The organism is Paenibacillus sp. FSL H8-0260, from assembly GCF_045040625.1.
Taxonomy (GTDB): Bacteria; Bacillota; Bacilli; order Paenibacillales; family Paenibacillaceae; genus Paenibacillus_AQ; species Paenibacillus_AQ odorifer.
In genome coordinates this window covers 5,941,052-5,954,265 of sequence record NZ_CP150298.1, presented here as the reverse complement: position 1 = coordinate 5,954,265, position 13,214 = coordinate 5,941,052, and the positions used below count along the sequence as shown (strand labels likewise).

Here is a 13,214-nt window from a genome sequence, read left to right as displayed (position 1 = left end):
TAAACTATATTACATACAGAAAGATGAGGAGCCATGGCTGAAAATCAAACCCTTGATGCACTGCACACACCCGGTGCTGTCTTTTTTATCTTTGGGGCAACCGGAGACTTAGCCCGGCGTAAGCTTTTCCCGGCGATTTACAGCTTGTACCGTGAAGGTAAGCTGGCACAAGATTTTGCGGTAATTGGCGTGGCGCGGCGCCCGCGTACTCAGGAAGAATTTAGAAGTGATGTGAAGGAATCCATCCTTGAATTCTGCCGTTACAAAGCGGGAGAAGAAAGCGAATGGAATGAGTTTGTTCAGCATTTCGAATACAAATCTCTGGACATTAACAATATTGATGGTTTCCGCGAGTTAAGAGCACAAACTGAAGTTCTTGAAGAGAAATTCAGTATTCCGGGCAATCGGATGTTCTATCTTGCGCTGGCGCCTGAATTGTTCGGCAGTGTCTCCTTCAATCTTAAAGCTGGCGGGATGCTGGATAGTACGGGTTGGAATCGCCTCGTAATTGAGAAGCCTTTTGGTTATAATCTGGAGTCGGCTGAACAGCTGAACGAACAGATTCGTCAGGTCTTCAAAGAAGAGGAAATTTACCGGATTGACCACTATCTTGGTAAAGAAATGGTACAGAATATCGAAGTGATTCGTTTTGCTAATGCTTTTTTCGAACCGCTCTGGAATAATAAACATATTGCCAATATTCAAATTACACTTGGCGAAACCGTAGGTGTAGAAGAACGCGGTGGTTACTATGACCATGCGGGAGCCTTACGGGACATGGGCCAGAATCATATACTGCAACTGCTGACTATGATTGCTATGGAACCACCAAGCCGTCTGCTCGCAGAAGATATTCGTGATGAGAAAGTGAAGGTACTTCGTTCCCTTCGTCCTTATGCGACATCTGATGAGGTGCGTGAGAATGTCGTAAGAGCACAATATATTCAAGGCTTACACCAAGGCAAAACCCTTCCTGCTTACCGTCAGGAAGATAAGGTTGACCCTGAGTCGAATACAGAGACGTATTTTGCTGCCCGTGTATTTGTAGATAACTTCCGCTGGGCTGGAGTTCCTTTCTACATCCGTACAGGTAAACGTCTCCCAGTGAAGACGACGGAAGTGGTAGTTGAGTTCAAAGGTATGCCAACCAACGTTTATTTGGGACAAAAGCATAAACTTGAGCCTAACCTCCTTGTAATCCGTGTGAACCCAATGGAAGGCATTTATGTAAAGATTAATGCCAAGAAACCGGGTTCAGAGTCTGAGATTCAACCGCTGGCTATGGACTTCTGTCAGAGCTGCCTGGTTGGAATCAATTCTCCTGAAGCATATGAGCGCTTGCTACATGATGCCGCACGCGGCGATTCCACTTATTTCACTCGTTGGGATGAGGTATCCTCGGCATGGTCATTCGTGGATCGTATTGCGAAAGCATGGAGCGAAGAGTCTAGCGACTTATCTTCTTATCCTGCTGGCTCTTGGGGTCCAGTGGAAGCAGATGAACTGCTTGCTAAAGAAGGTTTCCATTGGTGGCCTGTAAACGGCCAAGATGAAGATAATGTGGTTTGGCTGAAGAATAACTAAACCTTGAGTTAATGCTATCTCCCTGCAGAGGATGCAGGGAGATTTTTTGTAATGCTAAGATCTAAAAGATTGGACTTCAGACGGTGTTTGGGGGATCTGGCACTGTTCTAATAACTGCACTTTGTACAATTAAAATCGCTTATCTCGTTGTGATTAGTCTTTTAGATGTATTTTCTGCAACTATAATCACCGGATAAGGCGGAAAAGCGTGCACAACTTATTTTTAATTGCATCAAATGCAACTAAAGGCTAATGAAAATGCTAATACTTCAAGTAAGTGTAGGAAATACATCTATTTTCTTGAGCGATGATATGTGGGGATCATAATCCAGACCATTTGGGAGATATTTTGCGGCACGCGCTTTTTAGTAGATAATGTCTGCCGGATTTTGATATACTTTAGAGGATGCTTTCACTTGAAGCGGACTGGAGCTAGACCTAAGAGCTATTATTCAGAAATGAAGGGGTATGAACAATGAGCAGAGCACCGATTTGATGAACCCCAGTGTAATTGAAGCAGAAGCAGGAATTTTATATATGAAGGGATATGTGTAATGAACAAAGCAATAGATCAGAAGCTGCAAAAGGAAGTGGATAGACGCAGAACCTTTGCGATCATTTCCCACCCGGATGCGGGTAAAACAACTTTAACGGAGAAACTGCTGTTATTCGGTGGCGCGATCCGTCTGGCGGGAACGGTTAAGGCCCGTAAAGCGAATAAACATGCGACGAGTGACTGGATGGAAATTGAGAAGCAGCGGGGGATTTCTGTAACGTCTTCCGTGATGCAGTTTGATTATTTGAATCATCGCGTGAACATTTTGGATACACCGGGTCACCAAGACTTCAGTGAGGACACCTACCGTACCCTAACTGCAGCGGATAGTGCGGTCATGCTTATTGACGTGGCAAAAGGTGTGGAAGCCCAAACCACTAAACTGTTTCAGGTATGTGCTAAACGGGGCATACCGATCTTCACCTTTATTAACAAGCTGGACCGTGAAGGACGTAGCCCGTTTGATCTGATGGAAGAGCTGGAGCAGGTTCTTGGTATTCGTTCTGTGCCAATGAACTGGCCGATCGGTAGCGGACGTGAGCTATGCGGGGTATATGATCGGATGAAAAATCAGGTAGAGCTATTCCAAGGTGACGATCATTCCGTAATCAAGGTTCAAAAGGTTGACGGATACCGTGATCCAATCATTCGTGAAATGGCTGGAGAGTATCTGCATGATCAACTGTGTCAGGATCTGGAGCTGCTGGATGTAGCAGGCGATGCTTTTGACTATGAAAAAGTATTAAGTGGTGAACTCACACCTGTGTTCTTTGGCAGTGCGATCAACAATTTTGGCGTACAGACTTTCCTCGATAATTTCTTGGATCTGGCACCGAAGCCTGAACCACGCCGCAGTACTATAGGGGTAGTAGAACCAACGAATGAGAAATTCACTGGTTATGTGTTCAAAATTCAAGCGAACATGAACCCGGCTCACCGTGACCGGATTGCTTTCCTGCGTATTGTGTCCGGGAAATTCGAACGGGGTATGAGCGTGAAGCATGTACGTGCCGGTAAAGATATCAAGCTGGCGCAACCACAGCAATTTTTGGCGCAGGACCGCGATATCGTAGAGGAAGCTTATCCGGGAGATATCATCGGTCTGTTTGATCCAGGTATTTTTAGAATTGGTGATACCTTGAGCCAAGCAGGAGATATGGAATTCGATGAGCTGCCAACGTTCTCACCAGAGATTTTTGCTAAAGTGAGTATTAAAAATGCATTGAAATCGAAGCAGTTCCAGAAGGGTGTCGATCAGCTGACTGAAGAGGGCATGATCCAGGTGTTCCGCACGGTCAACTTTGACGATATTTTGCTTGGCGTAGTTGGACAACTGCAGTTTGAAGTGTTTGAGTACCGCATGAAGGGTGAATATGGTGTGGATGTTCAGTTGCAGAGAATGCCGTACCAGTTTGCACGTTGGATCGTAGATGAAACTAAGCCGGATGCGAGCAAATTCAGAATCAACTCAACGTTGGTGACGGATAAGAAGGGCAATTTTGTCGTGTTGTTCGAGAACGAATATGCTATGCGGACAGCGATGGATAAGAATCCGACAGCTAAATTCCTGGAAATGGCTCCAAAAGCATTACTATAATTAGGACGCTATAACTTTCTGAATGTAATAATAAAACCTCCGCCTCCATAGGTGAAGTTACACCATGGTGAGCGGAGGTTTTTGACTAGTTGCGGTCAGTTTACGATGTGATATCCCCAGGGGTAATAGTCTCCAGGTGATCATGTAGCATGGTAACCAACCTATCTTGCTTAGCGGGATCTAAATCCTTCCAGATCATTTCGAACACGGCGCCAAGTCCCGGGAGTGCTGCCTCCGGACCGTCCACAGAGCCTTCAATCATATGACGTAAATCCTCTTCAGATTGACCGTGCACTTTATGAATAATCGCCTGGCGCAAGTCAATGGTAACGGGCATAATGTACCTCCTTTTTTGAAAATATAGTGATATTGACCTCGTTATAATGTGCCCTGCAAAGGTGCTGGAAATTCAAGTTTTTGTCCAAATATAAGATAGTATAAGTTTGACACATATATATCATCCTTATATTCCTACGAGAAACGGTTGTCATCCATAAGGACGGCAATGACGTTTCTTCTTGGCTTATGCTATACTGTTTGAGATATAGAATGCTACGGGAGGTACATAGACATGGCCAAAAAACAATATGCCGTCATCGGTATGGGGCGTTTCGGATCTAGTGTTGCTAAGGCGCTCAGCGGCATGGGGTTTGATGTACTTGCGATTGATGCTGACGAGCAGCGAACACAGGAAATTTCAAGTATTGTAACTCATGCCGTATCTGCAGATTCCACGGATGAGGAGGCGCTGCGTGCCCTTGGTATTCGCAATTTTGATGTGGTGGTTGTAGCCATTGGCGAGGACATACAAGCTAGCATCCTGACAACACTTATCCTAAAAGACCTGGGTGTGCCTGCAATTCTGGCAAAAGCCAAAGGTGAACTGCACGGCAAAGTATTAAGCAAAATTGGTGCGGACAAGGTGATTTATCCTGAACGGGATATGGGAATGCGGGTTGCGCATCATCTTGCTTCGCCTAATATATTGGATTATATTGAGCTGTCGCCGGACTACAGTATTCTGGATATGAAGGTATCCGGACCGATGCTCGGAAAAAATCTACAGGAGCTCGACATCCGCGCAAGATTTGGCTGCAACGTAATGGCCATCCGCCAAGGTGAAGAAATGAACATCTCTCCCCGTGCAGAGGATCGCCTGATCGATGGCGATATCCTTGTTATTGTTGGGCATAAGGATAATTTGACGAAGCTGGAGATGGCGTATCAGTAGGAACAAAGAATAAATGGCAAGGCAGAAGAAAGGAAGACTTTATGGAAATCATGTCTCCGCAAAATACGCGGGTTAAAGAGTGGGCCGGGTTACAGGAGAAAAAGCATCGTGACAAGGCTCGTAAATATATCGTAGAGGGCGTTCATCTGGTTCAGGAAGCACTGCTGGCTGAAGCAGATGTGGAATGCCTTGCTTATGACCTCGACAAAGGAATGCCTGCTGAACTTAAGGGGCTGCTTCAGGCCGTTCAGGGAATGGAAGTGATTGGCGTTTCGGCGGCGATCATCTCAAAATGCAGCAGCACCAATACGCCGCAGCCGGTGTTCGCCATCGTGCGGAAGGAACAGCAGGCTGTAGAAGCTATCCTAGCGAAGAAGGATAGCCTTGTGGTTGTGCTGGACGGCGTGCAGGATCCCGGCAATGTCGGCACCATCATCCGCAGTGCGGATGCAGCGGGAGCAGACGGAGTGATCCTCGGACAAGGCTGTGCCGACCTCTATAATCCGAAGACCATCCGGTCCACGATGGGCTCGATGTTCCATCTTCCGGTGGTGGAGGGAGATTTAAGTGAGATTTTGCCACAGGCCCGGGAAAATGGGGCGCTGCTGGTGAGCACTTCGCTGCAGGGCGAAGAATCGTGCTATGAGCACGATTTTCAGGGCAGCCAGTGGCTGCTGATCGGCAGCGAAGGCAAAGGCATTTCGCAGGAAACGGCGCGACTCGTGGACAAGAGTATCATCATCCCGATGGCAGGCCGCGCGGAATCGCTGAACGCCGCAATGGCGGCGACGATTTTGCTGTTTGAGGGAATGAGACAGCGGGGATAAATTGTCACCGTTTGTAACGTAGTTTTCTCACAGTAAATCCAGTCCTGATGATCAAGATAATCTTGATCATCAGGACTTTTTTATAATCCTGCAACAGTATTGGCTGCATATTGGGCTGGTCATTTCCATTCTCAATACTTATACATTCTTTAGAAATTACTGTTTTCCGAATATTCATCTGTCATTCTTTTTTACGACAAATATATACGAATGTTGGAGGGAAAGTGTAAGGCACAAATTCAATTTTCTCAATAAGTAGTTGTTTAGCCCATCTTTTTTTCATGTGCAGCGAGTGCTGATATGCAACTAAAATTCCGCCTGGTTTAAGTGACTTAACAATCTGATGTAGGATTTTGTCACGCATTTCAATTGAAAAATTAAAAAATGGTAATCCGCAAATTATGCAATCTAACTCACGGATGCCTTCCTGATTCAATTTCTTGAGTAAGTAGCTGGCGTTGGAATGGAAAATGCATTCCGGATAAATTGCTTTTAAGTGTTCTCTCATTTTTTTATTCCGCTCAAACAAAAGCACTTTTGTAGAATTCGTTAATTGTGATGTCATGAGATGTGTAATAGCACCTGTACCAGCTCCAAGTTCTGCAACGGCATTTACATTATGCCATTGTACAGACTGGACTATTTTATTGGCTAATAATTGCGAACTGGGTAGAATATTTCCTACCCGCTTTGGATCTTTGAGGAAGCCTTGTAAGAAAAGTAAGTATTCAGACATAATCAATTAGCAATCCTCTCCGAAAGGCAATCTCAGTTGGAATGTGAAGACGTCATGAGTGTGTTTAAGCGTTAAAGTACCCTTGTGCAACTCAGCAATATTCCTAGCTATCGAAAGACCAAGTCCTGCCCCGGTTTGAATTCCCTGGCTTTTTCTTGAGTGGTCAACCTTATAAAATCGGTCAAATAGACAGTTTTCTTGATCCTGTGAGAGTGGAGTTCCTTTATTTTCAATCTCAATGGTACAGTGTTCAGAATCAGTTGTAATTCGTATGCTAATACTTCCCGGGCTGATGGAATATTTTAAGGCGTTCATAAGTAGATTATCTATGGCTCTGGCTATTTTCTCACTGTCGATTAAGGTGATGATTGGACTCTTATCTATATCTTTTATAAGATGCACATTGTTTTCTTGAGCGATTGGTTCGAATTCGAACAATAATTGATTCAAAAGCTGTGACAAATCGATTCTCTCCAGATTTAAACGGGAGTCCACCGAATTAAGTCGGGTATATTCAAACAAATCATCGAGGAGTTTCTTCAAATGAAGCGCCTTGTTATAGGTGTTTTGAATAAAACGTGTGTATTCTTTTTTATCTTGGTACGATTCTGTACGTAAAAGCTCAATATACCCGATAATACTTGTAAGAGGGGTACGTAAGTCGTGTGAAATCCCCGTGATCATCTCCATCTTGGATTTTTCTATTTCGCGTTCCTTGATGATCTGTTGCTCTAAGCGCTCTGCCATCCGGTTGATGTTCAAAGCCACCAGTCCTAGTTCATCTTGGCGCACAACATTTACCCGATAACTCAAATTACCTTCGGATATAATCTGAAGTCCTTGTTCCAGCGCAATTAAATCTTTGACGATTCGCCGGGTCAATGTAAAAAATGTAATAACGAAAATAATGAAAAACATCGGAGTAAGAAGGTAGGCAAGAAAATTGAACACCCAATCCAATTTTGTTGCATTTCCAAAATGAAAGAACAAGATGCTAAGTGAGGTATTTATCGCAATGGTAATTATGAAACTCAACACCATCCTGATTAAGATATTGGATTGAATGCGTTTATTTATTTGTAGATTTCGTATGATTTTAATCAACTTTGTAACCAACTCCCCAGACTGTCTTAATATACAGAGGTTCTCTTGGATTTTCCTCTAATTTTTCTCTTAAGTTACGAATATGAACCATTACGGTATTGTCAGAATATCCGTAAGGCTCTTTCCATACACTCTCGTAAATTTGCTCCGAACTATAAACTTGCCCAGGCCGGCTTGCAAGCAGGGTTAATATCGCAAACTCTAGTGGAGTTAATGAAACTTCAATTCCATTTAACTTTACGGAATGTTTATTTTTATCTATGATCAGGTTTTTAATTATAAGCAGAGAGTTGAATTCTTCCTTTCCAATTAAGGACTGACGCCGTAACTGAGCTTTTACACGGGCCAGTAGCTCCAGTGGATTAAACGGTTTGATCATGTAATCATCTGCCCCGGTAGTTAGACCTGTGATTTTATCAATGTCCTCTTGCTTGGCTGAGAGCATAATAATTGGGATATTTGATATTTCCCTAATTTTGAGACAGGCTGTGATACCGTCCATTTGAGGCATCATGACATCCAGGATAACTAATTGAATAGAAGTTGTTTGTATTGTACTCAACGCCTCTTGACCATCTGCAGCTTCAAGCACTTGGTAACCTTCATTTCTTAAGTAAACATGAATCACATCTCGAATTTCAGAATCATCATCTGCAACTAGAATTGTATTCAATGGACGCTGCCCCTCTTCTGTATTTATTTTATTATGTTTCCCTTTTACGACAGACGTAGACGAAAGCGGGAGGGAAATTAAATGGCACATATTTTATTGTATCAATATTAAAATATTCGGAGAGTTGCTTCTTCATTTGAAGTGAATACTGAAAGGCGATAAATAATCCCTCAGGTTTAAGGGATTGGTAGATCTGTTCAACCAATGTATTTCTTAATTCGGGCTCAAAATTGAAAAAGGGCAGTCCACTAAAAATACAATCCAACTGATGAATATGTGAACTTTTAATTGTTTCTACTAAACTAGCAGCATTATGATAACAAGAAAAGTCCGGATAGCTTGTCTTCAGGTTATGCCTCATGGTTTTATCCATCTCAAATAGTAACACTTTCGTTGTACTAGTTACCTTAGTATTGATTACACGGGTGATTGCACCTGTACCTGATCCAAGTTCAGCGACTGCTTTAACTTCATGCCAAGGGGCTTGGTTAACCATGCTGTGTGCCAGAAACCGGGAACTCGGGGTCACACTGCCTACCTGTTTTGGATCATGAATAAAACTTCTTAAAAATAAGAGTTTTTCATTGAAACTCATTTGGAATTCCTCCATAATTTTAGAATTGATTTAGATGTTTATTAATTTTGATAGGATGTGATCTCCAAAGTACGTTCCTACAAAGAAGAACAGTAGAGTCCAACTTAAAGCACTGGGATATGAAATAAGGGCGAATCGTTTATAGCTTGTACCGCTGAGTCCGATCAACATGGGAATGATGTAACGTACAACTGGAATAAACATGCCGATATAAATAGCTGTACGCCCACGTTTATTTAGAATCTGCTCTGCTTTTTTAAAATGTTTATTAGCTTCAAATTTGCACTTCAGCTTTTGCCCAAAGAATTTACCTGCAAAGTAGGCAACCGTAAAGGCCGTTAATAGCCCTGATAAAATGCAGAAATAAGTCATCCATGAATTGATAATCCCTATGTGGCTTAGGGTAGCTCCAGTGAGGATTGTAATTTCATTAGGGATTGGAATTCCAAAAGGGCCTAACGTGAAAGCAAGATAAAAAATCAGATATCCATACTGATTGATTAGCTCTAAGATCGTATTACTGGCCAATATGCCACCTCCTTCGCTTACTTCAATACAGAAATCTTAACTAAAAAAACTGAGGAATTAGGTGGGGGAATTCTAAAGAAATCCTGAAGAGACTTACAATTCGATAGGATTGGCCAAGTCTCTCTTATCCATAGGGGGCACATTATGATAGAAAAGGGGATTCGTTTCTGCCCTGCAATTTGAAATATCATTGATATCAAGGATCAGTCCCACAGTCACAATAAAAAAGTCCTGATGGATCAAGAAACTCTTGATCCATCAGGACTTTTTACATAATGACCTACCCTTTCATCATTAAACGAAGCGAAACGATGATGAGAAAAACGGCTAATAGCTTTAAAAGCAGCTTGGCAGGAAGGCGTTTTGCCAGGCGTGCGCCAATTTGACCGCCGATAATTGCGCCAGGTGCTAGGGCTAACACCATAAACCATTCAACATTCAATAAAAAGGCATGTGTTGTGGTGCTTACGATAGCTGACAGGAAAATTTGAAGCATAGAAGTTGCAACAGCGATATGGGGGGCAAAGCCGAGAAGTAAGGTCATTGTCGGAACCATAAGACTCCCGCCGCCAATCCCAAATAGGCTTGCTACAAAGCCAACAAGAAAACTGATGATTATGCCGGTAGGCATATGATAAGCATATTCGAAATGAGCACCGCTATTATCGGAAAAGCTTCGCTTCACGGTTGGTTTGAAAGGCCAATGGATGGGTTTGTTCGGCTTGAACAAGAGCAATAAAGCGACAAGGATTAAGAAAATACCGAAGCTTACGAAAAACATTCTCCCGCCCATTTGCTTGGTAAAGAGTGCACCTATTACTGAACCCGGAATCGAAACGGCGGCGAAGGTGAGCGCTGCTTGATAATCGATTCTCTTCTGCTTTGCGTACACATAAGTACTTGAGATGGAGTTGAAAAGCAGCATCGCCATTGATGTTCCAGCCAGATGTGAAGGCTCCATATCAGGAAAAAGGAAAGCCAACGCAGGCACAACTATGAACCCGCCGCCAAGTCCGACCAATGAACCGGAAATGCCAGCTGCTAGCCCGATGACTAAGAGCAGTAAGTAAGTTAGCACAACAGCATGTTCCTTCCTCTACGTGAATTCTACAATCATTTATCTTACCAGAAAAAACGTCCCGCAAATAAATTGTTTTTTAGCCAATTGCGCTGTTCTGCTGCTAAACGGGGATCATTGTCCATTTGGGACACGATATCTTTTTTTACAAGTTTGCAGACGGATTGAACAATAGTTTGATCCTGGCTAGCATCTAACCAGAGAATTTCCGCAGACCGGGGATTAGGGGTGTATCGTTGCCAAGCAGGTTGTCCCTCAGCATTAGGATTACCGGTATATAGGAAATGCCGTAAATAGTCCCTCATTAGGGAAGAGAGCATGTTACGCCCAGGCTCGTTATGCTCGGAAATTACATCCGCAGGAAATCTTTCCTGGACACCGGAAAAGTCACCTGTATAGAAGGGGATGTCTGCACCATGCGGGGCACCCATAAGAAAACGGATATAAGGATCGATCACTCCGTCTCTTAACCCCCAGGCGAAGCGGTAAGCATAGATGGGCATCTCCGGAATCGCACTTAATAATATCTCTGTAGTCTGCTCTACATTAAATTCTGCATACAGATCGCTCCCATATTGGACTGCAGCTTCATAGAGCTTCTTTTCTTCCAGATTTCCGGCTAACTCTTCCTTTTGCACTAGGGAGAAGAAATGAGTATCCCATAAAGTAAACTCGGAGAATTCGCTGGCAGTGCTGCCAAGGATGATCGGCAGGGAAGGGTGCTCGCGGTTATTTAGATTGTCGAAGCCACCAATAGGAATGACCGTGCCATCTTCGATCAAATGGGGAAAAGCGGCCATCTGAAGCCCCGTCTCACGAATGATTTTGACAAAGTGAAAGGCATTCTGACGATATAGGAAGGCGGAAATCTTATCCGCAGATTGTGTGGAAATCCATACTCTTGCCTCATCTTGAGTGCTGACCATTCCTGTTTTTATTAATAACTCTGTTAAAATGTCATCTGCTTTTTCTTCGCTTTGCTCCGTAACAGCCGTTGTTAAACCTCCGCTCATAATAAAAAGCTTATGAAAGAGCCCTCTGCCCAGCGGTGAAAGGTAAGCAGCTAATGCATTTCTTGCACCTGCAGACTGGCCCCCTAATGTTATGTTCCCTGGATTTCCCCCAAAGCAAACAATGTTATTGTGCAGCCACTTTAGCGCATGAAGAACATCGAGGAGACCGTAATTTCCTGAGTCATCCAAGGGGTCCCCGGTTCGTAGTGAGGGATGCCGGAAAAATCCCATTGCTCCTAAACGGTAATTCACTGTAACCACTATACTATTTGTCTTACACGCCAATTCTCCACTTTGAAAATCCCGTCCCGAACCCCCAATATTTCCGCCGCCGTGGAGGAAGACGAATACGGGTAAGCCTGCCTCGGCATGATCCGGTCGCCAAATATTCAAAAAGAGGCAATCTTCACTGCCGCCAGGTTCCCCTTGAATGAATTGGACACTGCTATTATTAAAATGGCATGCAGGCAATACACCTGTCCAAGGTTCTATCTCACGCGGTGCTTTCCATCTGAGCTTATCTATGGGAGGTTCCGCATAAGGAATCCCTAACCATGCGATCGCCCCAAGTGCTGGCAGACGTATGCCCTTAAGCTGACCACTGGAGACTGTAATAATTTCTTCCATGGGTTCTCGTGTGCTCATTTATAGTTCCCCTTTCTCCTGCAGATTCTTATGTATTTTTAATTCTCTTTATTATAGTGTTCTGCTATGATGATGAAAAATATATTATTATATATAAAATACATAACTCTAAGGTTATAGAAGAGGGTGGTTTCGTTGGATTTACTTTCGCTTCGGTACTTTCAAACGGTTGCAAAGCTTGAGAATATGACCCTGGCAGCCGAAATACTCCAAATCTCACAGCCTGCTATTAGTAAAATGATCAAAAATCTTGAGGGCGAATTAAACGTCAAATTGTTTGATCGCACAGGAAAATACATTCGATTAAATGAATATGGAAAGCGGTTTCTTGTGAAAGTTGATTTAGCCCTACAAACGTTAGAGGAGGGGAAAACAGAGCTATTGGACTTGTCTGAGCGACCCACAGGAACTGTAGTGATTTTTATCCAAGCGGGTTCCTATTTGCTTCCGGATATGATCACATTATTTCGTCAGAAGTACCCGGAAGCTCAATTCAAGCTATTGCAGCAGGATCAGGAGATCTCACGTTATCCGGCTTTTGATTTGTGTATTTCTTCTACTCCGCTCAAGATTCCAGGAACAGTGTCCACACCGGTATTAACGGAAGAAATCCTGCTGGCGGTTCCTAATGAGCACAGGCTCGCAACCCGTAAAAGTGTACGTCTGAATGAACTCGCGGAAGACGGTTTTATTAGTTTGAAAATAGGCAAGCAGCTGCGCGAAACGACGGATTCTCTCTGTCACGCCGCCGGATTTGCTCCGCGTATCATTTATGAATGCGATGAGCCTTCGATGGTACGCAGTCTAGTCCGTTCGGGACTAGGGGTTTCTTTTATCCCCGCTGTAACTTGGGGGGGTTCTCAAGGATCCTCTGTTGTGCTTCTTCCCATTGAAGAACCCATAAGTACCCGCACCATTGAAATCTCATGGTATACCAACCGGTACATGACTAATGTCGCTAAAAAGTTCAAGGCCTTTGTTGAGGATTATTACAAGCAGTTAGAAGAAGACAAATTAAAAAATGAGTCAACTAACCCTAAGGCTTAA

Annotated in this window: 13 protein-coding genes; 5 read left to right on the top strand and 8 right to left on the bottom strand. The window is 43.5% G+C overall.

All coding sequences use genetic code 11. The features are described from left to right. Positions 1-33: 33 nt before the first annotated feature. Together zwf and MHI51_RS26320 are read left to right on the top strand one after the other, a co-directional pair. The gene (gene zwf / locus MHI51_RS26325; RefSeq protein ID WP_036685526.1) at positions 34-1,584 is read left to right on the top strand and encodes a glucose-6-phosphate dehydrogenase; all 1,551 of its coding nucleotides are present in this window, start codon (positions 34-36) and stop codon (positions 1,582-1,584) included. A 554-nt stretch (positions 1,585-2,138) separates the two neighbouring features. Further along, entirely contained in the window at positions 2,139-3,737 is a 1,599-nt protein-coding gene (locus MHI51_RS26320) for a peptide chain release factor 3 (RefSeq protein ID WP_076184819.1), read from the top strand. 100 nt (positions 3,738-3,837) lie between these two features. Here MHI51_RS26320 and MHI51_RS26315 read toward each other — a convergent pair whose 3' ends face one another. Further along, positions 3,838-4,074 (bottom strand): small acid-soluble spore protein SspI, encoded by a 237-nt coding sequence (locus MHI51_RS26315; protein WP_076130310.1) that lies wholly within the window; start codon positions 4,072-4,074, stop codon positions 3,838-3,840. 234 nt (positions 4,075-4,308) lie between these two features. Here MHI51_RS26315 and MHI51_RS26310 point away from each other — a divergent pair, with 234 nt between their 5' ends. Then, a complete protein-coding gene (locus tag MHI51_RS26310) occupies positions 4,309-4,968 on the top strand; it encodes a TrkA family potassium uptake protein (protein WP_036685517.1) in 660 nt (219 codons plus the stop codon). Between the two features lie 41 nt (positions 4,969-5,009). Next, on the top strand, positions 5,010-5,795 hold the full coding sequence (locus MHI51_RS26305) for an RNA methyltransferase (RefSeq protein ID WP_076277170.1): 786 nt from the start codon (positions 5,010-5,012) through the stop codon (positions 5,793-5,795). 181 nt (positions 5,796-5,976) lie between these two features. Here the strand turns inward: MHI51_RS26305 and MHI51_RS26300 are convergent, their stop codons facing one another. The 7 genes from MHI51_RS26300 to MHI51_RS26270 all read right to left on the bottom strand — a co-directional run bounded on the left by MHI51_RS26300 (position 5,977) and on the right by MHI51_RS26270 (position 12,167). After that, positions 5,977-6,531, bottom strand: coding sequence for a class I SAM-dependent methyltransferase (locus MHI51_RS26300; RefSeq protein ID WP_081383349.1), 555 nt, complete (start codon positions 6,529-6,531; stop codon positions 5,977-5,979). Between the two features lie 6 nt (positions 6,532-6,537). Then, entirely contained in the window at positions 6,538-7,572 is a 1,035-nt protein-coding gene (locus tag MHI51_RS26295) for a sensor histidine kinase (RefSeq protein ID WP_405174077.1), read from the bottom strand. A gap of 55 nt (positions 7,573-7,627) precedes the next feature. Continuing rightward, positions 7,628-8,308 carry a response regulator transcription factor gene (locus MHI51_RS26290; protein WP_036685458.1) on the bottom strand — a complete coding sequence of 227 codons (681 nt, stop codon included), beginning with the start codon at positions 8,306-8,308 and terminating at the stop codon, positions 7,628-7,630. Between the two features lie 31 nt (positions 8,309-8,339). Further along, on the bottom strand, positions 8,340-8,903 hold the full coding sequence (locus MHI51_RS26285; protein ID WP_076144587.1) for a class I SAM-dependent methyltransferase: 564 nt from the start codon (positions 8,901-8,903) through the stop codon (positions 8,340-8,342). A 30-nt stretch (positions 8,904-8,933) separates the two neighbouring features. Beyond that, positions 8,934-9,431 carry a DedA family protein gene (locus MHI51_RS26280; protein WP_076277172.1) on the bottom strand — a complete coding sequence of 166 codons (498 nt, stop codon included), beginning with the start codon at positions 9,429-9,431 and terminating at the stop codon, positions 8,934-8,936. Between the two features lie 280 nt (positions 9,432-9,711). Further along, positions 9,712-10,509, bottom strand: a complete 798-nt coding sequence (locus tag MHI51_RS26275; protein WP_076098819.1) for a sulfite exporter TauE/SafE family protein — start codon at positions 10,507-10,509, stop codon at positions 9,712-9,714. A 44-nt stretch (positions 10,510-10,553) separates the two neighbouring features. Continuing rightward, the gene (locus tag MHI51_RS26270; protein WP_076277173.1) at positions 10,554-12,167 is read right to left on the bottom strand and encodes a carboxylesterase family protein; all 1,614 of its coding nucleotides are present in this window, start codon (positions 12,165-12,167) and stop codon (positions 10,554-10,556) included. 135 nt (positions 12,168-12,302) lie between these two features. Here MHI51_RS26270 and MHI51_RS26265 point away from each other — a divergent pair, with 135 nt between their 5' ends. Beyond that, the gene (locus MHI51_RS26265) at positions 12,303-13,214 is read left to right on the top strand and encodes a LysR family transcriptional regulator (RefSeq protein WP_076130317.1); all 912 of its coding nucleotides are present in this window, start codon (positions 12,303-12,305) and stop codon (positions 13,212-13,214) included.

Excerpts from the sequence above, each read along its gene's own strand:
- zwf (WP_036685526.1), top strand. The coding sequence starts at position 34 with ATGGCTGAAAATCAAACCCTTGATGCACTGCACACACCCGGTGCTGTC.
- MHI51_RS26320 (WP_076184819.1), top strand. The coding sequence starts at position 2,139 with ATGAACAAAGCAATAGATCAGAAGCTGCAAAAGGAAGTGGATAGACGC.
- MHI51_RS26315 (WP_076130310.1), bottom strand. The coding sequence starts at position 4,074 with ATGCCCGTTACCATTGACTTGCGCCAGGCGATTATTCATAAAGTGCAC.
- MHI51_RS26310 (WP_036685517.1), top strand. The coding sequence starts at position 4,309 with ATGGCCAAAAAACAATATGCCGTCATCGGTATGGGGCGTTTCGGATCT.
- MHI51_RS26305 (WP_076277170.1), top strand. The coding sequence starts at position 5,010 with ATGGAAATCATGTCTCCGCAAAATACGCGGGTTAAAGAGTGGGCCGGG.
- MHI51_RS26300 (WP_081383349.1), bottom strand. The coding sequence starts at position 6,531 with ATGTCTGAATACTTACTTTTCTTACAAGGCTTCCTCAAAGATCCAAAG.
- MHI51_RS26295 (WP_405174077.1), bottom strand. The coding sequence starts at position 7,572 with ATGGTGTTGAGTTTCATAATTACCATTGCGATAAATACCTCACTTAGC.
- MHI51_RS26285 (WP_076144587.1), bottom strand. The coding sequence starts at position 8,903 with ATGAGTTTCAATGAAAAACTCTTATTTTTAAGAAGTTTTATTCATGAT.
- MHI51_RS26270 (WP_076277173.1), bottom strand. The coding sequence starts at position 12,167 with ATGAGCACACGAGAACCCATGGAAGAAATTATTACAGTCTCCAGTGGT.